The 25,071-nt window shown below is 73.3% G+C and carries 28 protein-coding genes; 20 read left to right on the plus strand and 8 right to left on the minus strand.

The genetic code is table 11. The features are described from left to right. The first annotated feature begins 10 nt into the window (after positions 1 to 10). Positions 11 to 1,459 carry an aldehyde dehydrogenase family protein gene (locus tag Cco03nite_RS24120; RefSeq protein WP_203694466.1) on the plus strand — a complete coding sequence of 483 codons (1,449 nt, stop codon included), beginning with the start codon at positions 11 to 13 and terminating at the stop codon, positions 1,457 to 1,459. 64 nt (positions 1,460 to 1,523) lie between these two features. Beyond that, on the plus strand, positions 1,524 to 2,048 hold the full coding sequence (locus Cco03nite_RS24125; RefSeq protein ID WP_203694467.1) for an RBBP9/YdeN family alpha/beta hydrolase: 525 nt from the start codon (positions 1,524 to 1,526) through the stop codon (positions 2,046 to 2,048). 141 nt (positions 2,049 to 2,189) lie between these two features. Here the strand turns inward: Cco03nite_RS24125 and Cco03nite_RS24130 are convergent, their stop codons facing one another. Further along, a complete protein-coding gene (locus Cco03nite_RS24130; RefSeq protein WP_239167613.1) occupies positions 2,190 to 2,831 on the minus strand; it encodes a TetR/AcrR family transcriptional regulator in 642 nt (213 codons plus the stop codon). A 97-nt stretch (positions 2,832 to 2,928) separates the two neighbouring features. On the opposite strand from Cco03nite_RS24130, the gene Cco03nite_RS24135 reads away from it, so the two are divergent. Beyond that, on the plus strand, positions 2,929 to 3,534 hold the full coding sequence (locus tag Cco03nite_RS24135; protein ID WP_203694468.1) for a TIGR03086 family metal-binding protein: 606 nt from the start codon (positions 2,929 to 2,931) through the stop codon (positions 3,532 to 3,534). A 266-nt stretch (positions 3,535 to 3,800) separates the two neighbouring features. On the opposite strand, the gene Cco03nite_RS24140 is transcribed toward Cco03nite_RS24135, so the two are convergent. Next, positions 3,801 to 4,283, minus strand: coding sequence for a TspO/MBR family protein (locus tag Cco03nite_RS24140; protein ID WP_203694469.1), 483 nt, complete (start codon positions 4,281 to 4,283; stop codon positions 3,801 to 3,803). Positions 4,284 to 4,439: 156 nt separating this feature from the next. On the opposite strand from Cco03nite_RS24140, the gene Cco03nite_RS24145 reads away from it, so the two are divergent. After that, positions 4,440 to 5,006: a dienelactone hydrolase family protein gene (locus tag Cco03nite_RS24145; protein WP_203694470.1), complete on the plus strand. Its 567-nt coding sequence runs from the start codon at positions 4,440 to 4,442 to the stop codon at positions 5,004 to 5,006. Between the two features lie 6 nt (positions 5,007 to 5,012). Here Cco03nite_RS24145 and Cco03nite_RS24150 read toward each other — a convergent pair whose 3' ends face one another. Next, positions 5,013 to 5,294, minus strand: a complete 282-nt coding sequence (locus Cco03nite_RS24150) for a Dabb family protein (RefSeq protein ID WP_203694471.1) — start codon at positions 5,292 to 5,294, stop codon at positions 5,013 to 5,015. An 88-nt stretch (positions 5,295 to 5,382) separates the two neighbouring features. Between Cco03nite_RS24150 and Cco03nite_RS24155 the strand changes: the two genes are divergently transcribed. The 9 genes from Cco03nite_RS24155 to Cco03nite_RS24195 all read left to right on the plus strand — a co-directional run bounded on the left by Cco03nite_RS24155 (position 5,383) and on the right by Cco03nite_RS24195 (position 13,910). Next, complete coding sequence (locus Cco03nite_RS24155) at positions 5,383 to 7,038, plus strand: carbon-nitrogen hydrolase family protein (protein WP_203694472.1); 1,656 nt, start codon at positions 5,383 to 5,385, stop codon at positions 7,036 to 7,038. A 7-nt stretch (positions 7,039 to 7,045) separates the two neighbouring features. Continuing rightward, the gene (locus Cco03nite_RS24160; RefSeq protein ID WP_203694473.1) at positions 7,046 to 7,846 is read left to right on the plus strand and encodes an oxidoreductase; all 801 of its coding nucleotides are present in this window, start codon (positions 7,046 to 7,048) and stop codon (positions 7,844 to 7,846) included. Next, complete coding sequence (locus Cco03nite_RS24165; RefSeq protein ID WP_239167614.1) at positions 7,843 to 8,814, plus strand: alpha/beta hydrolase family protein; 972 nt, start codon at positions 7,843 to 7,845, stop codon at positions 8,812 to 8,814. Before Cco03nite_RS24160 ends, Cco03nite_RS24165 begins: the two co-directional genes overlap by 4 nt. A gap of 3 nt (positions 8,815 to 8,817) precedes the next feature. Beyond that, positions 8,818 to 10,020, plus strand: a complete 1,203-nt coding sequence (locus tag Cco03nite_RS24170; protein WP_203694474.1) for an aromatic ring-hydroxylating dioxygenase subunit alpha — start codon at positions 8,818 to 8,820, stop codon at positions 10,018 to 10,020. Positions 10,021 to 10,022: 2 nt separating this feature from the next. Beyond that, the gene (locus tag Cco03nite_RS24175; RefSeq protein ID WP_203694475.1) at positions 10,023 to 10,730 is read left to right on the plus strand and encodes a hypothetical protein; all 708 of its coding nucleotides are present in this window, start codon (positions 10,023 to 10,025) and stop codon (positions 10,728 to 10,730) included. Further along, on the plus strand, positions 10,723 to 11,673 hold the full coding sequence (locus Cco03nite_RS24180; protein WP_203694476.1) for a hypothetical protein: 951 nt from the start codon (positions 10,723 to 10,725) through the stop codon (positions 11,671 to 11,673). The genes Cco03nite_RS24175 and Cco03nite_RS24180 overlap by 8 nt, the downstream gene beginning before the upstream one ends. Positions 11,674 to 11,734: 61 nt before the next feature. After that, positions 11,735 to 12,511 (plus strand): SDR family oxidoreductase, encoded by a 777-nt coding sequence (locus Cco03nite_RS24185; RefSeq protein WP_203694477.1) that lies wholly within the window; start codon positions 11,735 to 11,737, stop codon positions 12,509 to 12,511. Further along, entirely contained in the window at positions 12,508 to 13,170 is a 663-nt protein-coding gene (locus Cco03nite_RS24190; RefSeq protein ID WP_203694478.1) for a hypothetical protein, read from the plus strand. Before Cco03nite_RS24185 ends, Cco03nite_RS24190 begins: the two co-directional genes overlap by 4 nt. Continuing rightward, entirely contained in the window at positions 13,167 to 13,910 is a 744-nt protein-coding gene (locus tag Cco03nite_RS24195) for a maleate cis-trans isomerase family protein (protein ID WP_203694479.1), read from the plus strand. Before Cco03nite_RS24190 ends, Cco03nite_RS24195 begins: the two co-directional genes overlap by 4 nt. A 122-nt stretch (positions 13,911 to 14,032) precedes the next feature. Here Cco03nite_RS24195 and Cco03nite_RS24200 read toward each other — a convergent pair whose 3' ends face one another. Genes Cco03nite_RS24200 through Cco03nite_RS24210 form a run of 3 tightly spaced genes read right to left on the minus strand, consistent with a single transcriptional unit; the run spans position 14,033 to position 17,555 of the window. Continuing rightward, positions 14,033 to 14,911: a MerR family transcriptional regulator gene (locus Cco03nite_RS24200; protein ID WP_203694480.1), complete on the minus strand. Its 879-nt coding sequence runs from the start codon at positions 14,909 to 14,911 to the stop codon at positions 14,033 to 14,035. 23 nt (positions 14,912 to 14,934) lie between these two features. Then, the gene (crtI, locus tag Cco03nite_RS24205) at positions 14,935 to 16,407 is read right to left on the minus strand and encodes a phytoene desaturase family protein (RefSeq protein ID WP_203694481.1); all 1,473 of its coding nucleotides are present in this window, start codon (positions 16,405 to 16,407) and stop codon (positions 14,935 to 14,937) included. A gap of 17 nt (positions 16,408 to 16,424) precedes the next feature. Then, positions 16,425 to 17,555 carry a polyprenyl synthetase family protein gene (locus Cco03nite_RS24210; protein ID WP_203694482.1) on the minus strand — a complete coding sequence of 377 codons (1,131 nt, stop codon included), beginning with the start codon at positions 17,553 to 17,555 and terminating at the stop codon, positions 16,425 to 16,427. Between the two features lie 66 nt (positions 17,556 to 17,621). Here Cco03nite_RS24210 and Cco03nite_RS24215 point away from each other — a divergent pair, with 66 nt between their 5' ends. From Cco03nite_RS24215 to Cco03nite_RS24245, 7 genes are all read left to right on the plus strand, one after another. Then, positions 17,622 to 18,539: a phytoene/squalene synthase family protein gene (locus Cco03nite_RS24215; RefSeq protein ID WP_203694483.1), complete on the plus strand. Its 918-nt coding sequence runs from the start codon at positions 17,622 to 17,624 to the stop codon at positions 18,537 to 18,539. Continuing rightward, positions 18,539 to 19,003 carry a lycopene cyclase domain-containing protein gene (locus tag Cco03nite_RS24220; protein ID WP_203694484.1) on the plus strand — a complete coding sequence of 155 codons (465 nt, stop codon included), beginning with the start codon at positions 18,539 to 18,541 and terminating at the stop codon, positions 19,001 to 19,003. Before Cco03nite_RS24215 ends, Cco03nite_RS24220 begins: the two co-directional genes overlap by 1 nt. After that, positions 18,993 to 19,334, plus strand: a complete 342-nt coding sequence (locus tag Cco03nite_RS24225) for a lycopene cyclase domain-containing protein (protein WP_203694485.1) — start codon at positions 18,993 to 18,995, stop codon at positions 19,332 to 19,334. Before Cco03nite_RS24220 ends, Cco03nite_RS24225 begins: the two co-directional genes overlap by 11 nt. Then, positions 19,327 to 19,992 carry a 1-acyl-sn-glycerol-3-phosphate acyltransferase gene (locus Cco03nite_RS24230; protein WP_203694486.1) on the plus strand — a complete coding sequence of 222 codons (666 nt, stop codon included), beginning with the start codon at positions 19,327 to 19,329 and terminating at the stop codon, positions 19,990 to 19,992. Before Cco03nite_RS24225 ends, Cco03nite_RS24230 begins: the two co-directional genes overlap by 8 nt. Beyond that, complete coding sequence (locus tag Cco03nite_RS24235) at positions 19,980 to 21,050, plus strand: glycosyltransferase family 2 protein (RefSeq protein ID WP_203694487.1); 1,071 nt, start codon at positions 19,980 to 19,982, stop codon at positions 21,048 to 21,050. The genes Cco03nite_RS24230 and Cco03nite_RS24235 overlap by 13 nt, the downstream gene beginning before the upstream one ends. Beyond that, positions 21,047 to 22,165 carry a cytochrome P450 gene (locus Cco03nite_RS24240; protein WP_203694488.1) on the plus strand — a complete coding sequence of 373 codons (1,119 nt, stop codon included), beginning with the start codon at positions 21,047 to 21,049 and terminating at the stop codon, positions 22,163 to 22,165. Before Cco03nite_RS24235 ends, Cco03nite_RS24240 begins: the two co-directional genes overlap by 4 nt. Positions 22,166 to 22,660: 495 nt before the next feature. Beyond that, positions 22,661 to 24,244, plus strand: coding sequence for a pectate lyase family protein (locus tag Cco03nite_RS24245; protein ID WP_203694489.1), 1,584 nt, complete (start codon positions 22,661 to 22,663; stop codon positions 24,242 to 24,244). 50 nt (positions 24,245 to 24,294) lie between these two features. Here the strand turns inward: Cco03nite_RS24245 and Cco03nite_RS24250 are convergent, their stop codons facing one another. Both Cco03nite_RS24250 and Cco03nite_RS43260 read right to left on the minus strand, forming a co-directional pair. Beyond that, positions 24,295 to 24,882, minus strand: coding sequence for a neocarzinostatin apoprotein domain-containing protein (locus Cco03nite_RS24250; RefSeq protein ID WP_203694490.1), 588 nt, complete (start codon positions 24,880 to 24,882; stop codon positions 24,295 to 24,297). 11 nt (positions 24,883 to 24,893) lie between these two features. Beyond that, positions 24,894 to 25,025: an ABC transporter ATP-binding protein C-terminal domain-containing protein gene (locus tag Cco03nite_RS43260; protein WP_425546883.1), complete on the minus strand. Its 132-nt coding sequence runs from the start codon at positions 25,023 to 25,025 to the stop codon at positions 24,894 to 24,896. Between the last annotated feature and the right edge of the window lie 46 nt (positions 25,026 to 25,071).

Consider the following 25,071-nt stretch of genomic DNA (forward strand, 5'->3'; position numbering starts at 1 on the left):
GGGAGAGGGCATGAGCGAGCGGATCACGCGGTACAACCCGGCGCGGGTGTACGAGCTGGTCGGCACCGTGCCCGCTGCGGACCCCGGCCGGGTCGACGCGGTGGTGCGGGCCGCCGGCGCGGCGCAGCGGGACTGGGCACGGGTCGAGGTCGCCGACCGGGTGGCCGCGCTGCGGGCCGCCGCCGACGCGGTCGAGCCGCACCTGCCGACGCTGGCCGAGCTGCTGGCCCGGGAGTCGGGCAAGGTGCTGGCCGACTGCCGGGGTGAGCTCGGGTTCGCGCTGACCTTCCTGCGCTGGGTGGCCGAGCACGCCCCGCGGGTGCTCGCGGACACGGCGCTGGACGACGCGGCGGGCCGGCTGCTGCTGCGCCGCCGCCCGTACGGCGTGGTCGCGGCGATCACCCCGTGGAACGCGCCGATCATCCTGTCCTTCCTGAAGATCGCCCCGGCGCTGGCCGCGGGCAACACGGTGGTGGTGAAGCCGTCGCCGCTGGCCCCGCTGGCGATCGACCGTACGGTGCGGCTGCTGGCGTCGGCGCTGCCCGCGGCGGTGCTGCAGGTGCTGCACGGCGACGCGGCGGCGGGCGCGGCCCTGGTCGGGCACCCGCTGGTCGGCAAGGTCGCGTTCACCGGCGGCGCGGCGACGGCCCGGGTGGTCGCCGCGGCGGCCGCGGCGCAGACCACGCCGACCGTGCTGGAGCTGGGCGGCAACGATCCGGTGCTGCTGCTCGGCGACGCCGACCTGTCCCCGGAGCCGATGCGACGGCTGGTCATGGCCTCGTTCGCGACCAGCGGGCAGGTGTGCATGGCCGCGAAACGGCTGTACGTGCCCGAGACCCGCCACGACGAGTTCGTCGCCGCGTACCGGGCGGCCGCCGCCGACGTGCTGTGCCTGGGCGACCCGCTCGCCGCCGGGGTCAGCATGGGCCCGGTGGTGACCGCCGAGGCCGCGACCCGGATCACGGGGCTGGTCGAGGACGCGGTGGCGCGCGGCGGGCGGGCGCTGCCGGTGGGCCGCGTCGACCCGGCCGCCGACCTGCGGGCCGGGCACTTCGTCACGCCGACGCTGGTGACCGGCGTGCCCGAGGACGCGCCGCTGGTCGCCGAGGAGCAGTTCGGGCCGACCGTGCCGGTGCTGCCCTACCGCGACGAGGCCGGCCTGGTGGCCCGCGCCAACGCCGGTGAGCTGGGATTGGGCGCGTCGGTGTGGTCGGCCGACGAGGAGCGGGCGTTCGCGGTGGCGCGGCGGCTGGAGGCCGGCTTCGTCTTCGTCAACACGCACAACCGCACCGGCATGTCGCTGCGCGCCCCGTTCGGCGGCGTGAAGCGCTCCGGGTACGGCCGCGAGTACGGCGAGGAGGGCATCGCCGAGTACGCGCAGACGTGTGTGGTGCACGCGCCGGCCGCGTTCCGGGCGGGCGGCGCGGGCGCGGCGGCGAACGCGTACCCGGCGTCGTGACCCGCGGCGGCCGGTGCGCGACCCGCGCCGGTGAGCCGGTCTGAGCGCCGCCTACGCTGCCGGTGTGACGAGCGTGTTGATCCTTCCCGGCTTCGAGAACTCCGGCCCGGCGCACTGGCAGACCCGGTGGGAGCAGGAGCTGGGGTTCCAGCGGGTCGAGCAGGCCGACTGGTTCCACCCGCTGGTCGGCGACTGGGTCGAGGCGCTGGCCGCCGCGGTGGCCGCCGCACCGGCCCCGGTGACGCTGGTGGCGCACAGCCTGGGCTGCGTGACGGTCGCGCATTGGGTCGCCCGCGGCGGCGACACCGCCAAGGTGCGCGGCGCGCTGCTGGTCGCGCCCGCCGATGTCGACACCGCCGAGGTGCCCGAGCTGGTGAACTTCCGCCCGGTGCCGCTCGGGCCGCTGCCGTTCCCGAGCATCGTCGTGGCCGGTGACGACGACCCGTGGGCGGCCCTGCCGCGCAGCGAGGCCTTCGCCGCGGCGTGGGGCTCCCGCCTGGTCGTGGTCCCCGGCGGCGGCCACCTCAACGCCGACTCCGGCCTCGGCTCCTGGCCCCAGGGCCAGTCCCTGCTCGCCGAACTCCGCTGACCCGCGCGGCCGCACGCCGCCGGGCACCGCACGCCGAGCGCCGATGATCGTCCGATTTGCCTGGCAGTCGTGCGAATCTTGCGGGCGCATACGCACGGGTGCCAGGCAGGTTGGATGACCGTGGGGGGTGGGCGGACCCGGTCAGGGGGTGCGCCAGCGCCAGTTCAGTTCGGCGGGGGTGGGTGGCGGGCCGGGGAGGTCGGTGCGGTCACGGTCGGCGGCGAGGCCGTCGAGCAGCAGGGCCAGGTGGCGGGCGCGTAGTTCGCGGGTGCGCGCGGGGTCGGGTACGCGTACCGCGGCGCAGCTCTCCAGCAGCAGTGTGACGTCGGCGAGCACGGCGTCGGGGCGCAGGCTGCCGTCGTCGAGCGCCCGCTGCACGAGTCGCGCCGCGAGCTCACCGGCCTGGCGTGCGGTCGCGCCCATCTCGGGCGTCGGGGTGAACGTCCCAGCCAGGTGGACGGTCAGCGAGTGCACGTCGGCGTCGACGACCGCACGCAGGAAGCCGGTCAGGCCGCGCCACGGGTCCGGTTCGGCCAGCGCCGCCTGGGCCTGGGCGGTGAACAGCAGCAGCCCGTCGTGGCACAGCCGGCGCAGCAGCTCCTCCTTGCCGCTGTACCGGCGGTAGAGCGCGCTGATGCCGACACCCGCCCGCTCGGCCACGGCGGCGATGGGCGCCTTGGGATCGGCGAGGAACACCTCCCGGGCGGCGTCCAGGATCACCGCGTCGTTGCGCGCCGCCTGCTGTTTGCGGCCCGACATGGGGACCGCGCTCGTCTCCGTCACGAGTTCAGGTTAGCAGTGGAACGGATCGTTCCGCTCTGCTAAGCTGAAACGGAACGAGGCATTCCGTTCCGGAAATGCCGAGACGAAGGGCGGAGCCATGACCACGATCACCGGCACTGACGCGATCACCCTGCTCGACGCGGCGCACACCGCGCTGCGTACGGCGGTGGCGGGCATCCCGGCCGACGGCTGGGACCTGCCGACGCCCTGCGAGCACTGGACCGTCACCCAGGTGCTGCAGCACGCCACCGGCGACCAGATCGGGTTCGCCGCGGCCATCACCGGCGGGCCGTGGCCGAGCGAGGATCCGTTCCAGCCCTCCGGCCGCCTCGACGGCGACGCGTCCGCCCTGCTGGAGCAGGCGCTGAAGGCGTCCGCGACCGCCTTCGCGACCGTGGACGCCGACGCGGAGCAGGTGCCCGTGCCGCTGCCGCAGGGCCCGCTGCCGCTGTGGGTCGCCGCCGGGGCCGCCGCGCTCGACGCGGCCGTGCACGCCTGGGACATCGCCGTCGCCACCGGCCGCCCCTCGCCGCTGACCGCACAGGACTCCCGGCAGCTGCTCACGGTGGCCCGGCAGATCGTGGAGCCGCTGCGGGCCTACGGGGCGTACGCCGCCGAGCTGACCGTCGCCGAGGACGCCGACCCGACCGCGGAACTGCTGGGCTACCTGGGCCGCCACCCCGCCTGGACGCCGCGGTCCTGACCACCCCTCACCTCGCGTCTCTTGAGGACTGCGGCCTGTGCCAATGGCGAGGACCGCAGTCCCCGGGACTCGCCACGGGGCGGGCCACCCGCTCCCGGGCACCCGCGCCCACCAGGCGGGACGGCCCACCCCAAGATCGTCGGACTTGCCTGGCAACCGGGCGAATGCGGCCTCAAGATACGCACAGGTGCCAGGCAGGTCGAACGACCTTGGTGAGGGACGGGGCCGCACCGAACCCTCAGGCGCGCCCGGGGCCGAGGGGTTGGTCAGTTGAGGTGCCAGATGGTGAAGTTGAGGGCGCCGGCGAAGGTGACCCAGAGCCAGTAGGGCACCAGCAGCCAGGCCGCGAGCGCGGAGATCCGGCGGAAGAGCAGCACGGTCGCGGCGATGGCCAGCCACAGCGCGACGATGTCGGCGAACGCCAGGCCGCGCTGGCCCGCGCCGAAGAACAGCGGCGTCCAGATCGCGTTGAGGACCAGCTGCAGGGTGTACGCCCACATGGCCGGTCCCCAGCCGGCCCGCCGCCAGACCAGCCAGCCCGCGACCGCGATCATCGCGTACAGCACCGTCCAGACCGGCCCGAACAGCCAGGACGGCGGCGCCCAGCCGGGGCGGGCCAGGGCCGCGTAGTCGTCGGCGGGCCGCGCCACGGCCAGCGAGCCGACCAGCGCCACCGCGATCACCGCCGCGAAGAAGCCGGCCAGCGCCCACCACTGGGCCGCAGGACGCCGTGCCAGGTGAACCGTCATGACTCCGCTATAACCGAACCGGCCGGAGGGAAACGCCGTTTCGCCCCGTTGCGTCGTTTCGCGGCTCGTTCGCCCCGGCGTCACGCCGGCCCGGCGGCCGGGAACGGACCACTGACGCGGCGAACGGGCCGAAGCCGGGCCTGTCAGGATGGGCGGATGGCCCACGTCCTGCTGTTCCACTCCGTCATCGGGCTGCGCCCGGCCGTGCTGAGCGCCGCCGAGCGCCTGCGGGCGGCCGGGCACACGGTGCTGACGCCAGACCTGTACGACGGGGTGGTGGTGGACACCGTGGACGAGGGCTTCGAGCTGCTCCGCGAGATCGGCCCGGAGGTGGTGCAGCAGCGCGCCCGGCAGGCGGCGGCGCACCTGCCCGGGGGCGGGGTGCTGGCCGGGCTGTCGATGGGCGCGAGTTTCGCCCAGGCCATCGCCGAGCACGAGCCGCGGGTGGGCGGCCTGCTCCTGCTGCACGGCACCGCGGGCGCGCCGCGCCGGATGCCGTCGGGCCTGGACGCCCAGCTGCACATCGCCGAGCACGACCAGTACGAGTCGGCCGACGAGATCATGGCATGGGAGCTGGCGATGGCCCGGCTGGGGGCGTTTCCGGAAGTGTTCACGTACGCGGGCGGGCATCTGTTCACCGATGACGCCTCGCCCGACTACGACGTCGCGTCCAGCGAGCTGGCCTGGGGACGCTGCCTGCGGTTCCTGGCCGCGCTGAGCTGAGCCGGGTCAGCTGCTGAAGTCGACGACGACCCGGGCGGCCAGCCGCGGGCGCAGCCACCGCGCGAGCTCCAGGTGCGCCGGGTGCTCCTGGTATCCGCGCAGGTCGTCCGCGTCCAGGTGGGTCGTGACCAGGCACAGGTGCGCCGAGACCGGGGTGTGCAGCTCGTCCAGGTTCACCTGGAGCGTCCGGACCTGCGGAACGGCCCCGACCAGCCCTTCCAAAAGATCCTTCGCCTTGGCAGCATCGTCTGCGTCGGTGAACGTCATCAGCACTACGTGAGAAAGCATCACGACCTCCGGTCAACCACTGTTGCAAACGCCCCCGCGAGTGTAGTTTCGGGAAACAGCGTTTCGCTAGGGGAACCGGAGACACCACATGGCTCCAACACGGGTTGCCGCGGTGCAGCTCGCGGCGTCGCAGGACGTCGAGGCCAACCTCGCCGCCTGCCTGCGCCTGATCGACGAGGCCGCGGCCCAGGGCGCGCAGCTGATCGTCCTGCCCGAGTTCTGCAACCACCTGTCCTACTACACCGACCGGGCCGAGGCGCACCGCATCGCCACCCGGCCCGGTGACCCGTTCCTGACCGCGGTCGCCGAGCGCGCCCGCAAGCACCGGGCGTACGTGAAGATCAACGTCACGCACGCGCACCCGGACGGGCGCACCGGCGGCACCAACTTCATGTTCGGGCCGGACGGCACGGTGCTCGGCCAGTGCGACAAGCAGACCCTGATGGGCGCGGAGAACGACCACCTCGACCCGGCTGGCGAGGTCGGCCCGGTGCTCGACACCCCGCTCGGCCGGCTCGGCATGTACGCCTGCATGGAGGGCGTCATCAACGAGGTGGCCCGCGGGCTGGCCCTGCGCGGCGCGCAGGTGCTGCTCAACAGCCTCAACTCGTTCGCCACCGACGAGGCGAGCCTGCACATCCCGGTCCGCGCGGCCGAGAACAAGGTATGGGTCGTCGCCGCGAACAAGGTCGGCCCGCTGCTGCCCGAGGAGCACCTGCCGCGGCTGAGCGCCGCGCTCGGCGTACCCGCCGAATGGCTGCACGGAGCCGGGGAGAGCCAGATCGTCGCCCCCGACGGCACCGTGGTCGCCAAGGGCCCCCGCACCGGCGAGGCCGTCGTGATCGCCGACATCGACCCGTCCCTGGCCGACGACAAGCGCCGCCCCGACGGCACCGACATCTTCGCCGCCCGCCGCCCGGAGCTGTACTCCCCGATCGCCGCCCCACCCCACGGCCGCCGCCACGCCCCCGGCGCGGCCACGCTGCCCGTGGCGATCGTCCGCGGCGACACCGCCACCGTGGTACGCGAGACCGCCCGCGCCGCCGCCGCCGGCGCCCGCCTCATCGTCACCACCGAAACCGACCCGGCCCTGCTCGCCGCCGCCCTCGACGGCACCGGCGCCCACGCCGTCACCGCAACCCCGACTGGCCCGGTCCTCGTCGACGCCAACGGCCAGCTCGCCCACCAACCCGTCCTCCACCCCCAAGATCCCGACGATCTTGCGCGAACTGTTGCCGATTCGCCGGATTCACCCGTGTCATCCCCACAGTCCACGCAAGATCGTCGCGGTGAGGGGGCGGCGGTGCGGGTGGTGGAGATGGCTTGGGGGCGGTTGGTGATGGTGGCGGGGGAGGATTCGATCTTTCCGGAGGTGTTCCGGTTGGCGGCGCTTGCCGACGCTGATGTGGTGGCGGTGCCGTTCTCGGCGGTGGAGCAGTGGGAGTTGGGTCTCGGGCTGCCTGAGCGGGCGGCGGAGAACCGGCTCAACGTGATTGCCGCTGCGCCGGTTGAGCAGGACAGTGCGGTGTTCGCGCTGTCGTCGGACTTCACGTTGTGGACCGCTTGGCAGGGCCCGTTCACGGGGCGGATCAGCCATCCGGTGATCACCACTGTGCCCGCCGGACAGGTGTCCGGGCGGGCTGACGTCGCTCCGGCACAGGCCGCCAACCGGCAGGTGTCGCGGCAGACGGACCTCGTCGACGGCCGCCCCTGGCGGCTCGTGCAAGCCCTCACAGAAAGGTAGACCGACCGTGGCCGAGACCCTGCGGCACGTCGAGGACATGGTGGACAACTCCCCCGTCGTCGACGTGCACGAGACCTTCCACCTGTACCAGCAACTGCTCGCCGAGCTGAAGGCGAAGATCGACGCCCGGTTCGAGCTGCACCGGGACGAGTCCACGCTGGAGCTGGAGACGTACGGGCAGTACCCGGACGGCCCGGGCGGCTCGCTGGCCGCGTACAGCGGGCCGGAGGTCGACTGGATGGTGCACTCCTGGCTGGGCAACCCGTCGGCGAGCTTCGCCAACCTGCACCTGACCGTGTGGCTCGGCCCGCAGGTCAAGGTGCCGCACCTGGGCCTGGCCCTGCTGGTGTGGCCGGAGGGCTGGTTCTACCTCGACTCCGTGCCCCGGGTGAACATGGTCGAGGACGGCGAGTACTACGACAGCTACTACGCCCCGCTCGACGCCGACTGGCTGGCCCACCGCGCCGACCCCGAGTTCGAGTACTTCGTCAGCCGGGCCGGCTTCATCCGGGCCAGCCTGAGCCCGACGGCGTACTGCTACTCGTTCGGCCGCAGCGAGCGCAACATCGACATCGTCCGCAAGCTGACCCACGAGCACGTGGACCGGTGGCTGCGCTGGGTCGACGAGGCTCCGCCGGTGCCGGAGGAGGAGCGGGCCGCGCTCGCTGAGACCGACCTGCGGATCCGGCGCAACATCGCCGAGCGCGACCCGGCCAACGTGATGGGTGTGCGCTTCTTCGGCCAGGAGACCACGGACAAGCTGGTCCGCGGCCTGTGGGGCGGCGACCGGAAGTCGGCCCGGCCGTGACGACGGTGATCCGCTCCGTCTGGTGGGCGGCGACGATCCCGGGCCACGAGGCCCCGTTCGACACCGCCCACCTGCGCGTCTACTACCCGGCCCGGCCGGACGGCTCGGACCGCGAGCGCCTGTCGGGCGTGATGGCCGCCGACGCGGACGGCGCGCCGTACCCGGTGGCGGTGATCGTTTCCGGGGTGAACGTGGGCCAGGAGGCGTACCGGTGGCTGGCCGAGCGGCTGGCCGCGCAGGGTGTCGTCGCGGTGACCTATGACTGGGTGGGCACGCTGTTCGGGGGCCTGCACGGCATCACGCCGGGCGTGGACCTCGACGCGGCCCGGCCCGACGGTTACGGCAAGCGCCCGACGACGCCGTCGCTGCGGCCGGTGCTCGACGCCCTCGCCGCGATGACCGGGCCGGTCGCCGGGCTGCTCGACCTGAACAAGGTCGCCCTGATCGGGCACTCGGCGGGCGGCACCGTGGCGCTCCAGTCGGCGAGCTTCGTGCCCGAGGTGAAGGCCGTCGCGACGTACGGCGCGCACACCATGGTCGCGACGATGCTGGGCTGGCCGGCGGGGACCGTGCTGCCGGCCCAGGCCGACTGCCCGGTGCTGCTGGTCGCGGGCACCAACGACGGGGTCATCAACGGCTCGGCGGACCGCTACGGCGAGGACGCGGCCACCCGCCGCGACCCGATCAGCCGCACCTTCGACGAGGCGCTGCCCGACCGGGGCGGCGACAACGCGCTGGTCCGGCTCGCCGGGGCGAACCACTTCGCGATCGTGCACCCGGTCGACCACACCGCCGCGCGGGCGTTCCTCGACCAGCCCGCCGACGGCGACCCCGCCGCGCACCGGGAACTGCTGGCCGACCTGCTCGGCACGTTCTGCCGGATGCACCTGACCGGCGACCAGGCGTCGTATACCGAATGGGACAAACTCGCCGGTCACGACGGCGTCGCGTCCATCCAGCGGAGGTAAGCCATGTTGAAGAACTTCTGGTACGCGGTCGAGTTCTCCGACCGGGTCACCACCAAGCCGGCCCGGATCACCGTGCTCGGCCAGCACCTGGCCCTCTACCGCACGCCGAAGGGCCGCCCCGTCGCGCTGAGCGACCTGTGCGTGCACCGGGGCGCGGCGCTGTCGGGCGGCTGGACCAAGGACGGCTGCCTCGTCTGCCCGTACCACGGCTGGGAGTACGACGCCGACGGCCAGGTCACGAAGATCCCGGCGAACCTGCCCGGCCGGGGCATCCCGAAGAAGGCCCGCGTCGACTCGTACCCGGTGCAGGAGAAGTACGGCTTCGTCTGGGTGTTCATGGGCGACCTGCCCGAGTCCGAACGCCCGCCGATCCCGGTGTGGCCGGAGTTCGACGACCTGAAGGAGAACGGCGGCCGCTTCCGGGCGGTGACCGGCGAGTTCCTGTGGAAGGCGAACTACGAGCGCATCCTGGAGAACGGCTGCGACATCGCGCACGCGCCGTTCGTGCACGCGGGCGCGTTCGGCAACCCGGAGCGCCCGGAGGTCGCCGAGTACGAGCTGGAGACCCCCGACGAGTGGTCGGCGTTCGCCACGGTGGACCTGTACCCGCCGCGGCCGAAGGGCATCTGGGCGGCTCTCAACCGCAACAAGGGCGACCTGAGCAACCGCCCGCCGGTGCGCACCTCGGCCGGCTGGATGCTGCCCAACATGATCAAGCTGCACGTGCGGCTGCCGATCGGCGAGCTGATCATCTACGACACCAACATCCCGATCGACGAGACGACCACGCTGGTCAAGTGGGTCGCGCTGCGCACCTTCTTCACCGGCAAGTGGGCCGACAAGAACGCGATCAACCGCACCTTGAAGATCTTCTACGAGGACGCGGAGGTCGTGAACAAGGTCCGGCCCGAGCTGCTGCCCTTCGACCTGGGCGCGGAGCTGCACATCAAGAGCGACCTGATCGCGGTCCACTACCGCCGCCGCCGCCAGGAGCTGGCCGAGAAGGGCTGGCTGCTGTCCGAGGAGGACAGCATCACCGGCGACGTGCCGCGCCGCACCGCGACCGTGATCGCCTCCCCGGCCCGCCGGGAGAACCCCGAGCTGGCCCGCGCCTGGGTGCACAAGGCCCGGGGCGAGCACCCGACCGTCCAGGCCGCATGGGACGCGGCCGCCGCGGCCGAGTCCGAATCCACCCCTGAGGAGTGACCGTGAGCCTGCCCGCCGACCTGTGCGAGCGCACCCTGCAACGAATCCTCGCCCGGCACCCCGACCTGGTCGCGCAGGACACCCCGCTGGCCGAGCTGACCAGCCCGATGTCGCCCGCCCCGGTCGGCTCGGTGCGCGTCTTCCGCGGCGAGGCGGTGGCCAAGGTCGTGTACGTCGGCCTGGTCGTCCCGATGATCCACCTGGACAGCCACATGATCTTCGCGTTCACACCCGAGGACTCGGCCGTCCCGCACTTCACCCTGGACTCGGTGTACGGCGGCTCCTACCACGCCTTCCACCTGGACCTGATCCCGCGCGCCGACCTGGCCGCGAACCTGCCCTACCTGGACGCGGCGTTCCACCCGCTGACCCCGGTCTTCGAGGCGGCCTCGGCGACCGAGGGCCTGTCCCCGGCGGCGATCGGCCCGCGCCAGCGCGCCATCATGTCGCCGTGGATGCTGGTCAACCGGGCCACCGAGGACGCCTTCGCGAGTATCGACACCTACGTGAACGCCTACGCCGACCACTGGTCGACGCTGGTGGAGAAGGGTCTGTCCGCCCCGGACGGCGCCGACCTGGCCGCCCGGGACGCGGCGGTGCGCGCGAACATCTTCAGCCGTGACGTCGACCCGGTCTGGGCGCAGGTGTCCCGGCTGCTCGGCGACGGGACCACCGACGCGATCCGCGCCGAGCTGGTGGCCAATGGCTGAGCCCAGCGAGTGGCAGAAGCGCATCACGGGTGAGTGGCACGGCCGGCCGTCGCTGTTCGACGCCACCGGCACCTGGTGCGGGTACGAGGACATCCGGCGCTCGTCGGTGTTCGAGAACGGCGTGACGACGTACTACATGGACGGCGGGCTCACCGGGGGCGGGCCGCTGGCCGGGCAGTTCCGGCTGGGCGCGCCGTTCGCGTTCGGGGTCGAGGACGCCGACGACGACCGGGTGTACACCGGGCCGGACTTCTACGGCACCGGCCAGCCCTACGGCTCGTTCGTCGACTCGCACTACTACGGCCCCGGCTGGCAGGTCGACCTGAACACCTGGAACCAGATCCTGCCCGACGGGCAGACCCAGGTGTACTCGTCCGTGCTCTACCAGGGCTGGTCGGTCGTCGGCTGCTTCAACGGCGTCTACACCCGCAGCACCGACCACGACGACAACCCCGCCACCCAGGCCCGGGTCACCGAGTTCCTGGCCGCCGAGACGCGGCGCGGCCCGGTCCCGCACATCATGCCCACCAAACGATCCGGGGCGTACGCGGGCAGCTGCGAACTCTGGGGCGCCGACCAGAAGCCGCGCGGCACGGTCGACGTGCGCATCGCTCTGGAGCCGGTCGACCTGCTGCACACCCGCCGCACCCTGACCTGGTCCGGGGCCCTGAACCGCAGCGCCACGGCCTCGGCCCGGCGCGACGGCAACCGGCTGTTCCACGAGGGCCCCGACGCCTGGGGCAACGCGGTCGCCTTCGGCCGCGCCGCCTTCGGCTCCCTGCACTTCACCGACGTCACCAAGGTGAAGTACCGCGAATTCATGATCGACGCCGAGCCCGGCATGTCCGCGGGCAAGCGCCTCGCCGTCGTCTACGAGATCTTCCAGGGCAACGTGCTCGACAGCGTCCTGCACGGCCTCCTGGAGTGGGAGGACGCCGCATGAACGAGCGCAGCGAGCGAATCATGAGGCCTGCCGAAGTCATGCCGACGCCGCAGGCGGCGGCATGACCGCCAAGGTTGTCGTGGTAACCGGCGGGACCAGGGGCATCGGGCTCGGCCTGGTGCGGGAGCTGGCCGCACGGGGCGCGCAGGTCGTCTACTGCGGACGGTCCGTCGACTCGGTGAAGCGGGCCGGCGAGCAGGTCCCGGCCGCGTACGGCGTGGTCGCCGACGTCACCGACCGCGAAGCGGTGCAGCACCTGTGGGACGCGGCCGTCGAGCGGCACGGGCGGGTCGACATCTGGATCAACAACGCGGGCATGTCCCCGGCCCGGCACAAGCTGTGGGAGCTGGACCCCGAGGCGCTCGACGCCACGGTGGACCTGAACCTGCGCGGCGTGCTGCACGCCAGTGCCGTGGTGCTGGCCGGGATGCAGGCCCAGGGCGCCGGCGCGCTGTGGAACATGGAGGGCTTCGGGTCCAACGGCATGCGCCGCCCCGGGCTGACCGTGTACGGCGCGACCAAGCGGGCCGTCACGTACACCACGGACAGCCTGGCCAAGGAGGTGGACGGCACCGGGGTGACCGTGCACCACCTGTCCCCCGGCATGGTCGTCACCGACCTGCTGACGTACGACTACACCCCGGAAGAACTGGCGCAGGCGAAGAAGATCTTCAACATCCTGGCGGACCGGGTGGAGACCGTCACCCCGTGGCTGGCCGGCAAGGTGCTGGCCGGGGCGAAGAACGGGGCCCGGGTGGCGTGGCTGACCCAGGGCAAGGCGTTCTGGCGCTTCCTCACCGCGTTCCGCAGGCGCGACGTGTTCGGGGAGGACGCGTGAACACCAACGACTACCCGGTGATCATGGCGCTGGAGGACTACGTCCCCACGCTGCTGGCACTGGCCGGGTTCTGGCTGCTCGGCGGGGCGTCCGCCGCGATCGACCGGCGGGCCGCCGTCGCGGGGCGGCTCGGGGGCGTGCTGATCGGGCTGGGCGGGGTGGCCAAGTCCACCTGGAAGCTCATCCTTTCCGCGTTCGGCCACGACGTGCGCTGGCTGGAGCAGTCGCTGTTCCCGCTGATGGCGGCCGGCGCGCTGCTGGTGCTGTGGTCGCTGCACACGACACTGCGCGGGCGGCGCGCGCCGTGGTGGCCGTACGCCCTGGTGGGTGTGGGGGTCGCGGGGGCCGCGGTCGCCCTCGGCAGCGTGCAGCCCGCGTTCATCGCGGCCACCACCGGCGTCACCCTGATCAGCGTGCTCGGCGCGGTGCTGGCCGGCCGCCGCCGGGCCTGGGTCGCGGTGGTGCTCTTCGTGCTCGGCATCGTCGCCGTCACGTCGCTGGTGCCGCTGCGCAACCACCCGCAGCACGAGACGCTGGCCTTCCAGTGGCTGGAGCAGGGCACCAACACCCTCGCCCAGGCCGTCTTCCTGACCGCCGCCCTGCTCACCGTCCGCGCGTCCCGCAGCGCGGCGGTCCGGCCCGTGGGGGCAGTGGCATGACCGACGCACTGGGGTGGCGGCGCAAGTTCGGGGTCATCGCGCCGTCCACGAACACGATCGTCGAGCCGGACTTCTACTCGATGACGGTGCCCGGGGTGACCGCGCACTTCTCCCGTATCCACATCCGCAACCAGGACCTGTCCGACGACGCGAACTTCGAGCACCTGCTGGTGCAGATCCGCGACGAGATCGGGGCGGCCTGCGAGCGGGTGCTGACCTGCGAGCCCGACTACATGGTCATGGGCATGTCGGCGGAGACGTTCTGGGGCGGGGTCGAGGGCAACCGGGAGTTCGTCCGCCAGATCAAGGCGATCACCGGACTGGAGGTCGCCACGGGGGCCGAGGCCTGCGAGCGGGCCCTGAAGATCTACGGCGCGCGGCGCATCGGCGTGGTCACGCCGTACCAGCCGGTCGGCGACCAGAACGTGGTGAAGTTCTTCAGCGAGATCGGCTTCGAGGTCACCGCGATCGAGGGGCTGAAGTGCCCGACGGCGGTGGCCATCGCGCACGTGACCGAGGACGAGCTGCGCGACGCGATCCGCAAGGTCGACGGGCCGGACGTGGACGCGATCGTGCAGTGCGGGACGAACCTGTCCATGGTGCGGCTGGCCGACGAGGCGGAGCGCTGGCTCGGCAAGCCGGTCATCGCGATCAACGCGGCGACCTGGTGGATGGCGCTGCGCGACAACGGCATCGAGGACAAGGTGTACGGCGCGGGCTCCCTGCTCCGCGAGCACTGACCCGCCGCGCTTTTCAATCGACGTTGGCCTATCACATCGAGTTCGACTCACGAAAACTCGATGTGATAGGCCAACGTCTATGAAAAACGGGGTCCGGGTCACGCCGGCGCGGACGGCCGGGGTCAGCGGTCGCGGCGGGCGGCGACAGGCAGGGCGAGGCGGAGCGCGTCGGTCAGGTCGGCCGGGCGGGAGACGCCGTCGGGCAGCGGGTCGGCCCAGCCGGGGCCCGCCGCGGCGATCAGGGCCGGGCGCGGGCGGGCGGCGAGCAGCGGTTCGAGCTGGGCAGGATCGCCGGTCGGGGCGAACTGCGACCAGACGAACACCGCGACCGGGCCGGTACGCCGTACCGCGTCGGCCAGGGCGAGGGGCGGGACCCGGGCACCTAGCATGCGGCTGCCGCAGCCCTGCTCGGCCAAGGCGGCGGCCAGGGCCTCCAGGGGCAGCGTGTGCTGCTCCTCGGCGGCACAGGCCAGCAGGGTGCGCGCGGCGGCCGCGCCGAACGGCCGGGGCACCGTCCACAGCACCTCCAGGATGCAGCGGGACAGCAGGTGCTCCACCTCGATCATGTGCCCGTCCGGCTGCTGCCGCCGGGCCACCTCGACCAGCACCGGGCACAGCAGGTGGTCCCACGCGTAGACGACGCCGCGCCCGCGCACCGCCCCGGCGATCGTGGTCAGCATCGCGGGCATGTCGAGGCGTACGGCGGCGACGGCGAGCCCCCGCGCCGACGGGTCGGCGACCGGGGCGAGCCGGGCCGCGGTGGGTTCGCCGGGCAGCCCGGCCAGCGCGATCCGGGCCGCCTCGTGCGCGGGCACGCCCTCGGTGGTCAGCCGGCACATCACTTCGAGCCGCGCCAGGTCGGCGGGGGTGTACCGGCGGTGCCGGTGTGCGACGTGCTCACTCGGCCCGAGGCCGTACCGCTGGTGCCAGGTGCGCAGCGTGGTCACCGCGACGCCGAGCCGCCGCGCGACCTCGCCCGCGCTGCGTCCCTGCTCGCTCATGCCATCACCCCCGTCGGGCCAGGTCAGCGGCCGGTGATGCGGGCGGCGGCGAGCTTGCCCGAGATCAGCACCATCGGCACGCCGACGCCCGGGGTGGTGCCGGAGCCGGTGAAGACCACGTTGGACAGCGCCGGGTGCAGGTTGCGCGGCCGGAACGGGCCGGACTGGGTCAGCGTGTGCGCGGCCGCGAACGGGGTGCCCGCGTCCATGCCGAGTTCGGCCCAGTCGGCCGGGGTGACGACGGTCCGGGTCTGCACGCCCGCCTTGAACCCGGGGTAGCCGCGGGCTTCGAGCACGTCGACCAGCTCGTCGGCGTACCGGTCGGCGAGCCCGCCGCGCCAGTCCTGGTCCCCGGCGGTCAGGTTCGGGACGGGGGCGAGCACGTAGTAGGTGTGCCGTCCGGCCGGGGCGACCGACGGATCGGTCCGGCTGGGGTTGGTGACCAGCAGCGACGGGTCGCTCATCAGCTCGCCCTTGCTGATCACCTCGTCGAAGGTGCGCCGCCATTCCCGCCCGAAGTGGATGTTGTGATGCCCGGCCTCGGTGTACTCGGCGTCGGAGCCGACGTGCACGACCACGCAGGACGGCGAGTGGCGCAGCCGCCGGGGTTTCGAGCCGGGCAGCAGGGCGTGCGCGGCGGCGGTGTCCGGGTTGAGCACGACCGCGTCGGCGGGGACACGCTCGCCGTCCGTGGTGATCACGGCGGTCGCCCGGCCGCCGCTGGTCTCGACGCGCAGCGCCTGCGTGCCGTAGCGCATCCGCACGCCGTGCTTCTCCGCCGCGGCGGCCATGGCCCGAGGCAGGGCGTGCATCCCGCCGCGCGGGTGGTACACCCCGGCGACGGAGTCGAGGTAGGCGATGACGGTGTACACGGCCAGCGCCTTGTGCGGGGACAGGCCCGCGTACATGGCCTGGAAGGAGAAGACCCGCCTGGTCCGGTCGTCGGACAGGAACGAGTCGATGCGGTTCTGCAGGCGGCCGAACGCGCCCGCCGTGACCAGCCGCAGCAGGTTGGCGGTGAGCAGGTCGCGCGGGCTGTCGAAGTTGCGCTCGATGAAGTCGTGCCGTTCCAGCTCCCACAGCCGGCGGGCGTAGTCGACGAAGCGCCGGTAGCCGTCGGCCTCGCGCGGGCCGCAGACCTGCGTGATCTCCTCGGCCATGCGCTCCGGCTCGGCGATCACGTCGAGCTTCGAACCGTCGGCGAACCAGGCCCGGTAGGCCGGGTCCAGCGGGGTCAGGTCGAGCCAGTCGGCCAGTTCCTCGCCGACCGCGGCGAACGCCTCGGCGATCAGGTCGGGCATGGTCAGCACGGTCGGGCCGGTGTCGAAGGTGTACCCGTCGCGGTCGAGCCGGCCGGCCCGCCCGCCCGGCACGTCCTCGCGTTCCAGCACGGTCACCCGGCGGCCTGCCCCGGCCAGGTGCAGCGCGCAGGCCAGCCCGCCCAGCCCTGCTCCCACCACGACCACGTGGTCGGTGCGTCCGGGAACCGTCCGCATGCGTGCGCTCCTTCCGGTCATGCCGCCCGCCAGGCGACCGCGGCGGCCAGCTCGCCCAGCGCGGCCCGGACGGGCTCGTCCAGCGGCGCGTCCGCGAGCGCGCTCTGCGCGTCGGCCACCCGTTCGGTGATCATGTCGCTGAGCCGCCGGGCCGCCCCGGTCGCCCGGACCACCTCGGCCAGCCGGCTCACGTCGGGGTGCTCGGCGGCGAGCAGTTTATCCAGCTCGGCGTGCTGGGCCGCGGTGGCCCGGGCGCGGGCCAGCAGCAGGAGCATGGTCGGCTTGCCCAGGTCGTCGCCGACCGGCTTGCCGGTGACGGCGGGTTCGCCGTACAGGCCGAGCAGGTCGTCGCGGAGCTGGAACGCCTCGCCGACGGCCAGACCGTAGCGCGTGTAGGCGCGCCCCAGCGGCCCGCGGGCGAACGCGGCGCCGGTGGCCCCGGCCAGCGCCGCGCCGTAGTGCAGCGGCCAGGTGGCGGTGTAGCCGGCCGTCTTGAGCCGCGCGGTGCGCAGCGCCCGCTCCGGGGACCAGGCCCGCGCGTGGTCGCCGAGCACGTCCAGGAACTGCCCGGCGATGGCCTCGACCCGCATCCGGTCGTACGCGGCCCGCGCGCCCGCCAGCGCCGGGGCGGGCACCTTCGCCCGGCTCATCAGCCGGTCGGCCCAGACCAGGCACAGGTCGCCGACGAGGATCGCGCCGGAGTCGCCGAAGCGCTCGGCGTCGCCGCGCAGCCGCTGCCCGGCGTGCGCGGCGGCCAGCGCCCGGTGCGCGGTGGGGCGGCCCCGGCGGGTCGCGGAGCGGTCCATCACGTCGTCGTGGACCAGGGCGAACGCGTGCAGCAGCTCCAGCGCGGCGAGCGCGGGCAGCACCGGCTGCACGGGCGCGGCCGGGCCGGCCACGCTGCGCCAGCCCCAGTACGCGAACAGCGGCCGGATGCGCTTGCCCCCGCCGAGCACGGCGTCGCGGGCGGCGGCCAGCAGCGGTTCGAGCGCGTGGTCGACGTCCAGCAGCGCGGCCGTCTCCGTGAGCACGAAGTCGCTGAGCGCCTGCTCGACCCGGTGGTGCAGGTCAGCGGCGTGGTCTACCGACCCGGGGCCCGCGGTCGGGGTAAAGGAAGGAGCGGTCGCGGAGAAGGTGTCGTTTGCCACGCGCTCAGATTAGCGTAGAGTCGAAGTTGCGTCGATTGTTGAGTCGATTTTTTCGAGGAGAGCACCGTGGAGCCTGAACTCGCCGCCGCGTACGAGCGCTGCCGGCAGCTGCACCGCCGCCACGGCCGCACGTACTACCTGGCCACCCGCCTGCTCCCGGCCTGGAAACGCCCGCACGTGCACGCGCTCTACGGCTTCACCCGCTACGCCGACGAGATCGTCGACAGCACCGACGACCTGCCGCCCGCCGAGCGCGCCGCCCGGCTGCGCGAGTGGTCCGACCGGTTCGTGGCCGGCCTGCACGGCGCCCCGGTCGACGACCCGCTGCTGCCCGCGGTGCTGCACACCATCGAGCGCTTCGACATGGACCGCGCCGACTTCGCGTCGTTCCTGCGCAGCATGGCCATGGACCTGGAGGTCGCCGAGTACGCCGACTACGACGACCTGCTCGGTTACATGGAGGGCAGCGCCGCGGTGATCGGCACGATGATGCTGCCGATCCTGGAGCCGGCCGACGCCGACGCCGCCCGCGAGCCCGCCCGGCAGCTCGGGCTGGCCTTCCAGCTGACCAACTTCCTGCGCGACGTCGGCGAGGACCTGCAGCGCGGGCGGATCTACCTGCCCCAGCGCGACCTGCGCACGTTCGGCGTCAGCCCGTCGGAGCTGTACCAGGCGGCGGCGCGCGGCACGGCCACCACGGCCATCCGGGAACTGGTCCGCTACGAGATCACCCGGGCCCGGGAGCACTACGCCGCGGCGGCCCCCGGCGTGACCATGCTCGCGCCGACCTCGCAGGCCTGCATCCGCACCGCGTTCCACCTGTACGGCGGCATCCTCGACGAGATCGAACGGGCCGACCTCGACGTGTTCGCCCGCCGCGCGACAGTGCCCACCCATCGCCGGTTGCAGGTGGCCGCCCGCTGCCTGCTCACCCCCGCCGGCACCCCTGTCGCGACGCCCCGGTCGCCGGAGCGGGCGAGCTGATGGATTCGCTGCGCTACCTGCTGATCCTGGCCGCCTGCGTCGCCGTGACGCTGCCGCTGGAGCCGGTGCTCGGCGCGCGCGTCTACCGGCAGCCGCGGCGGCTGCTGGCCACGCTGGTCCCGGTGGTGGCCGTGTTCGTGACCTGGGATCTGATCGCGACCGCTCGGGGCCACTGGTGGTTCTCGCAGCGGTACACCACCGGCGTCACCGTCGCGGGCCTACCGTGGGAGGAGTGGCTGTTCTTCCTGGTCGTGCCGCTGTGCGCGCTGCTCACCTTCGAGGTGCTGGGCCGCGGCCCGCAGCTGCTGCGCCGGGTCCGCAACGGCCCACGGCACCGCGGTGAGCCCGTCCCCGGGCAGCCCACCGGGGTGGCGCATCCCGGCGAGTCCGCGCGCCTCGGTCCGCAGGAGACACCCAGCGCGCCAGGGCGGCAGGCCGCCACCGGGGGCCGGCATGGCGGCTGAATACACCGTCGCCGCCGTCGCCGCGCCGGTCGCCGTGCTGGCCCTGGAGCTGGCCGTGCTGCGCACCGGACTGCTGCGCACCGCCAGGTACTGGCTGACCGTGGCGATCTCGCTGGCCTTCATGGTGCCGGTGGACGGCTGGCTGACCCGGCCCGACGCGACCGTCGTGCACTACGCCGAGGAGCAGATCAGCGGCATCCGGGCGCCCTGGCACATCCCGGTCGAGGACTACGGGTTCGGCCTGGCGCTGATCACGTTGACGCTGCTGCTGTGGCAGCGGCTGCGCCCGGCCGACGGCGGCGGCGACGGCGGCGAGGCCCGCGATGCGTGACCCGGTGGCGGCGTTCCTGCGCCACGGCTTCACCTACCTGGTGCGCCGGGACCTGCGCGGGGTGTGGCTGCGCGGCGGCCTGCCGCGGGGGCCGTTCGTCTGGGCGGCCAACCACCACACCTGGTGGGACCCGTTCGTCGCGTCCGTCGTGCTGGAGCGCTCACGGCACCCGGCGTGCCTGCTGATGCAGCAGGACAACCTGGCCCGGTACCGGTTCGTGCGCCGGGTCGGGGTGTTCGGCACCGCCGAGCCCCGGACCGGGCTGCGGCACCTGGCCGACGGCCGCACCCTGGTCATCTACCCCGAGGGTGAGCTGCGCCCGGCCGGCCCGCCCGGCCCGCTGTCGCCCGGCGCCGCCTGGTACGCCCGCCAGGCGAGCGTGCCGCTGTACGCGGTCGCCGTCCGGGTGGTGCTGCGCGGGCAGACCAAGCCCGAGGCGTACGTCTCGTGCACCGAGGTGACCCGGCGCGGCAGCGACGGCGAGGTCACCGAGCGGCTCGCCGACACCCTGGCCGCCGACCTGTCGGCCCTGGACGGCCAGCTCGCCGCCGCCGAGCCGCGCCGCCCGCTGGCCAGCTTCCGGCGGGTGCTCGCCGGGCGGCGCAGCGTCGACGAGCGCATCGACACCGTGCAGGGGGCCGCGTCATGGGCGTCCTGAGCGCGGCCGTCACGGGCTTCCACCTGGTCAAGACGGCCGGGCTGCTGAGCAACGCGCGCTCGTTCCCGGTGCTGGCGCGCGGCCGGTCGGCGGTGGGCCGGCCGCGCACCTCGCTGCTGGTGCCCGCCCGCGACGAGGCCGCGCGGCTGCCGTACACCCTGCCCGGCCTGCTCGCCCAGCCCGCCGAGGAGATCCTGGTCCTCGACGACGGCTCGACCGACGGGACCGCCGAGATCGTGGCGGGCTTCGCCGACCCGCGCCTGAGACTGCTCACCGGCGCGCCCCGGCCCGACGGCTGGATCGGCAAGAACTGGGCCTGCCACCAGCTCGCCCAGGCCGCCACCGGGGACCTGCTGGTCTACCTCGACGCGGACGTGACCTTGCGGCCCGGCGCGCTGGACGCGGTCTGGGCGCAACTGCGCCGCCAGCGGGCCGATGTGTTCTCGGTGTTCCCGCGCCAGCAGACGGGCACGCTGGGCGAGCGCTTCCTGGTCCCGCTGATCGACGAGAACCTGCTCGGCTTCCTGCCGTTTCAGCTGCTCGACCTGCCGATCCCGGCCGCCGCGGTGGCCAACGGGCAGCTGCTGGCCTTCCGGCGTGCCGCGTACGAGCACCTCGGCGGGCACGCGGCGGTGGCCGGCGAGATCGTCGAGGACCTGGAGCTGGCCCGGCTCAGCCGCCGCAAGGGCCTCAAGCTCGGCCTCGCGCTGGGCGGCGATCTGGTGAGCACCCGCATGTACGACGGCTACCGCAGCGCGGTGCGCGGGGTCGGCAAGAGCATGCGGGCCGCGCACGGCGGCAGCGACCTGGTGCTGGCGGCGAGTTTCGCGGCGAACCTGACCGCGTACACGCTGCCGTGGCTGCTGTGGCGGCGCGGGCGCGGCTGGCGGGTCGCCGCGGTGCTCGGGCTCGCCGAGCGGGTGCTGTCCAATGCCAAGACCGGGCGCGGCGCGTACGCCGAAGCCGCGCTGGTGCCGTTCACCGCTCCTGCGGCGGTGCCCGTCTACCTGACCGCGCTGCGCCGCACGGCGGTCTGGAAGGGAAGGGAGTACCGGTGAGGCTCCCCTCCCCCGCCGGCACGCCGTTGCTGGGGCACCTGTGGCGGTGGTCGACGGACCCGGTGCGGCTGCTCCTGGACGGGGCCCGCACCGGCGACGTGTTCCGGCTGCGGCTGTGGCGCACCGCCGTGGTCGGCTACACCCCGGACTGGAACCGGGCGGTGCTCGGCGATCTGGACACCTTCCGCAGCGTCGGCAGCCTCAGCGGCCTGACGCCGTACCTGTCCGCGGGCGTGGTCTACCAGGACAACCCCGGCCACGACCCGCGCCGCCGGGAACTCAACCCGCACTTCCACGCCCGCGCGCTGGGACCCCTGCTCGAACGGCTGGACCTGGTGGCGCGCGGGGACCTGCCCACCGGCCGGTTCGAGGCGCTGGGCTGGGCGAGCGGGGTGGTGCGCCGGATGCTCAATGCCGCGTTCTTCGCCAACACCATGCCCGACCGGCTGCTCGCCGACTTCCTGCACCCGCTGCAGCATCCCGCGCCCGGCCCGCTGCTCCCGCGCCCGCTGCTGTTCCGCCGCCTGGACGCGGCCATCGCGGCGATCCTCGCCGACCCGCCGCCGGACAGCCTGGCCGAGGCCCTGTCCGGAATGGACGACGCCGTCGCCGAGATCCGGGTCGGGCTCGCGGCGGGCTACGACACCACGGCGCACACGCTCGCCTGGGCGCTGTGGCACCTGGCCGGGGCGCCGGAGTGGCGGCAGGCCGACACGCTCGGCCAGGTGCTCGACGAGGTCCTGCGGCTGTACCCGGCCGGCTGGCTGGGCAGCCGGGTCACCGCCCGCGACACCGCCGCCACCGGTGTGCCCCTGCCCGCGGGCACGCTCGTGCTGTACTCCCCGCTGCTGACCCACCGCGATCCGCGGCTGTGGCACGACCCGGACACCTTCCGGCCGGACCGCTTCGACGGCGGGCGGCCCGCCTGGGGCTTCCTGCCGTTCAGCGCCGGGCGGCGCACCTGCCTCGGCGCGCACCTGGCCCGGGCCATGCTGCGCGCCGCCCTGCTGCCGTGGTGCGAGGCGAAACTCGCCCAGGTCGAGGGTGATCCGAGCCCGAGCGCCGCGATCGCCCTGCGCCCTCGCGGACCGCTGTGGCTCGAACGCCGCTGGTGACCCGCCACCACTCTCGGAAAGCGCATTCCAGATAGGACGAGGTGATGGCGCACGCCAACGCCCGTCAATGGCTCAACGCGGCCCGGAGGCCCGGGCGCTGCAACAATCCTGCACACGTTGATCCATTGACTTCGTCCCGTCCGGACTGCACCGTGTTAGGGAATGCGCTTTCCCGAAACGCCGGCGGAACGGGCCTCCCACCGGACGTGACCGGGGCGCGTGGCTACTGACGCCCGACCGTCCCCGATCGGGCGGCTCCGGCTCGAGACGGCAGCCCGCGACCCCGACGATTCGGCACGGGCGCAGCCGCCGCCGGCCTCGAAGGCCCGAGTCCAGGCCGCGACGGCACCGACGACCGCTCCACCTCGACCAGGGCACCCTCCCGGTCGATCCGCGACCTGCCCGGCCACAGGCGACAGGCCCGAAGCCTGCCCGGCCCGCCGCGATCGGCCATCCGGCGGACGACCCGCACCCGAACACGAAAGCGAGACGACAATGAAACGACCAGTCGCAGTGCGACTCTCGGCCGCGCTGGCCGGCACGGCCCTGGCGGCCGCGGTCGGCGTGGCGTTGCAGGCGCCCCAGGCGGCGGCCGCCACCGGCGGCGTCACCGGCTACGCCACCCAGAACGGCGGCACCACGGGCGGCGCGGGCGGAGCGACGGTGCAGGCGTCCACGGGCACCGCGATCCACGCGGCCCTGTGCAACCGCGCCAGCAGCAGCACCCCGATCATCATCCAGGTCTCCGGGACGATCAACCACGGCAACACCACCAAGGTGTCCGGCGACAGCTGCAACACCGCCGCCGACAAGATCGAGCTCAAGGAGATCAGCAACGTCACGATCATCGGGGTCGGCGGCGGCGCGGTCTTCGACCAGCTGGGCATCCACATCCGGGACTCCAGCAACATCATCATCCAGAACGTGACCGTGCGGAACGTCAAGAAGTCGGGCTCGCCGCTGTCCAACGGCGGCGACGCCATCGGCATGGAGAGCACCGTGCGCCGGGTCTGGGTCGACCACGTCACCCTGGAGGCCTCCGGCGGCGAGTCCGAGGGCTACGACGGCCTGTTCGACATGAAGGACGACGTCCAGTACGTCACGCTGTCGTACAGCATCCTGCGCAACTCCGGCCGCGGCGGCCTGATCGGGTCGAGCGAGAGCGACACCGGCAACGGCTTCATCACGTTCCACCACAACTACTACAGCAACATCGACTCGCGTACGCCGCTGCTGCGCGGCGGTATCGCGCACATCTACAACAACCACTACTCGGGCCTCGTCGAGTCCGGCATCAACTCCCGGGCCGGGGCGCGAGCCAAGGTGGACAACAACTACTTCCAGAACTCCAAGGACGTGCTCGGCACGTTCTACACCAGCGAGGCCGGCTACTGGCAGGTCAGCGGCAACATCTTCAACAACGTGACCTGGTCGAGCCCCGGCTCGGAGAACAACCCGGCCGGGCCGAACGTGGTGTCGAACACGACGGTCAGCATCCCGTACGCGTACACCCTGGACGCGGCGAGCTGCGTGCCGAGCGTCGTGGCCGCCACGGCGGGCGCGAACAAGGGCCTGCAGGTGTCCAACGGCAGCTGCACGCCGGTCTCGCCGACCGCCGGCCCGTCCAGCCCCGCCCCCAGCCCGTCCCGCTCGACCGCGCCGTCGCCGTCGGCCAGCTCCGTGCCGAGCCCGCAGCCGTCGAGCAGCCCGAGCGGCACGAACCTGAGCCTCGCCTCCGACGCCGGCGCCGACGGCTCCAGCAAGGCCAGCGGCACCAGCTACGGCTACGTGAAGGACGGCAACCTGAGCACGTTCTGGTCGCCCACCGGCGCGACCGGTGACATCTCCGTCAAGTGGAGCTCCGCCAAGACGGTGTCCCGGATCGTCATCCGCGAGGCGTCGGGTTCCGGGATCGGGTCCTGGCAGGTCCTCAACGGCGCGACCGGGGCCGTCCTGAAGTCGGGCAGCGGTTCGGGCACCATCACCTTCTCCGCCACCTCGACCACGAAGGTCACCCTCCGGATCACCAGCTCGTCGGCGACCCCGAAGGTCGCCGAGTTCGAGACGTACGCCAGCTGACGTACGGAAAAGGGGGCGGGAGCCGTTCGGGCTCCCGCCCCCTTTCGCGTTCAGCCCGCCATGGCCCGGCGGCGGCGCGGCATGAGCAGCAGGAAGCCGATGCCGGGCAGCAGCAGGGCGGTGCCGGCCAGCACGATCACCCAGTGCTCGTCCCCCGGCCCGGTCTTGGCCAGCGTGCCGCCCGGCGAGGTCTGCGGCGCGGGCGAGCCGCCGCCGGACGTCGCGAACGAGATCTTCGTACTGGTGGCGTTGGCCTTGACGATGTCGTCCGAGGCCGACGACGGCAGGATCTGCGCCGCGATCACGCACTGGCGCGTGGTGCAGTCGAACGAGCCGAACTTCTTCGCCACCCGCAGCGTCACCGAGGGGATCTTCCCGCTCGCGTCGGCGTTGACGAACTGCGCCCCGCCCGCCAGGTTGCAGTCGGTCGGGCCCTTCACCTCGGCGATGCACTGCCCGATCGCGATCTGCTTGAGGTTCGTGGTGAACCCCGAGCCGTTGACCGTGATCGACGCGCCGTCGCTCAGCCCGCTGGACTTGCTCAGCGTCAGCACCGGCTTCGCGGCGGCCGGTGACGCGATCATCGGTACGGACACCGCCAGGACGGCGAGGACCGCGACCGCACGTGCTCTCCACATGGAAACCTCCTTCAGACGGGGGCACCGGACCGGTGCACCGCGGCGGCATCGGTGCCGAGGTATGCGCCGACCACGGCAGGATGGGTCCTGACCTGGTCGGGCGTACCGTCGGCGATGACCCGGCCCGCGTCCATGGCGACCATCCGCCCCGCGAGCCGGGACAGCAGCGGCAGGTCGTGCTCGATGACC

This window comes from Catellatospora coxensis (assembly GCF_016862635.1).
In the GTDB taxonomy this organism is placed as follows: domain Bacteria; phylum Actinomycetota; class Actinomycetes; order Mycobacteriales; family Micromonosporaceae; genus Catellatospora; species Catellatospora coxensis.

Bases quoted from the DNA above. Each gene is read 5' to 3' on its own strand.
- Cco03nite_RS24120 (WP_203694466.1), top strand. From the start codon at position 11: ATGAGCGAGCGGATCACGCGGTACAACCCGGCGCGGGTGTACGAGCTG.
- Cco03nite_RS24135 (WP_203694468.1), top strand. From the start codon at position 2,929: ATGACCACGATCACCGGCACTGACGCGATCACCCTGCTCGACGCGGCG.
- Cco03nite_RS24140 (WP_203694469.1), bottom strand. From the start codon at position 4,283: ATGACGGTTCACCTGGCACGGCGTCCTGCGGCCCAGTGGTGGGCGCTG.
- Cco03nite_RS24145 (WP_203694470.1), top strand. From the start codon at position 4,440: ATGGCCCACGTCCTGCTGTTCCACTCCGTCATCGGGCTGCGCCCGGCC.
- Cco03nite_RS24150 (WP_203694471.1), bottom strand. From the start codon at position 5,294: ATGCTTTCTCACGTAGTGCTGATGACGTTCACCGACGCAGACGATGCT.
- Cco03nite_RS24155 (WP_203694472.1), top strand. From the start codon at position 5,383: ATGGCTCCAACACGGGTTGCCGCGGTGCAGCTCGCGGCGTCGCAGGAC.
- Cco03nite_RS24170 (WP_203694474.1), top strand. From the start codon at position 8,818: ATGTTGAAGAACTTCTGGTACGCGGTCGAGTTCTCCGACCGGGTCACC.
- Cco03nite_RS24180 (WP_203694476.1), top strand. From the start codon at position 10,723: ATGGCTGAGCCCAGCGAGTGGCAGAAGCGCATCACGGGTGAGTGGCAC.
- Cco03nite_RS24185 (WP_203694477.1), top strand. From the start codon at position 11,735: ATGACCGCCAAGGTTGTCGTGGTAACCGGCGGGACCAGGGGCATCGGG.
- Cco03nite_RS24195 (WP_203694479.1), top strand. From the start codon at position 13,167: ATGACCGACGCACTGGGGTGGCGGCGCAAGTTCGGGGTCATCGCGCCG.
- Cco03nite_RS24200 (WP_203694480.1), bottom strand. From the start codon at position 14,911: ATGAGCGAGCAGGGACGCAGCGCGGGCGAGGTCGCGCGGCGGCTCGGC.
- crtI (WP_203694481.1), bottom strand. From the start codon at position 16,407: ATGCGGACGGTTCCCGGACGCACCGACCACGTGGTCGTGGTGGGAGCA.
- Cco03nite_RS24220 (WP_203694484.1), top strand. From the start codon at position 18,539: ATGGATTCGCTGCGCTACCTGCTGATCCTGGCCGCCTGCGTCGCCGTG.
- Cco03nite_RS24225 (WP_203694485.1), top strand. From the start codon at position 18,993: ATGGCGGCTGAATACACCGTCGCCGCCGTCGCCGCGCCGGTCGCCGTG.
- Cco03nite_RS24230 (WP_203694486.1), top strand. From the start codon at position 19,327: ATGCGTGACCCGGTGGCGGCGTTCCTGCGCCACGGCTTCACCTACCTG.
- Cco03nite_RS24235 (WP_203694487.1), top strand. From the start codon at position 19,980: ATGGGCGTCCTGAGCGCGGCCGTCACGGGCTTCCACCTGGTCAAGACG.
- Cco03nite_RS24245 (WP_203694489.1), top strand. From the start codon at position 22,661: ATGAAACGACCAGTCGCAGTGCGACTCTCGGCCGCGCTGGCCGGCACG.
- Cco03nite_RS24250 (WP_203694490.1), bottom strand. From the start codon at position 24,882: ATGTGGAGAGCACGTGCGGTCGCGGTCCTCGCCGTCCTGGCGGTGTCC.
- Cco03nite_RS43260 (WP_425546883.1), bottom strand. From the start codon at position 25,025: ATGGTCGCCATGGACGCGGGCCGGGTCATCGCCGACGGTACGCCCGAC.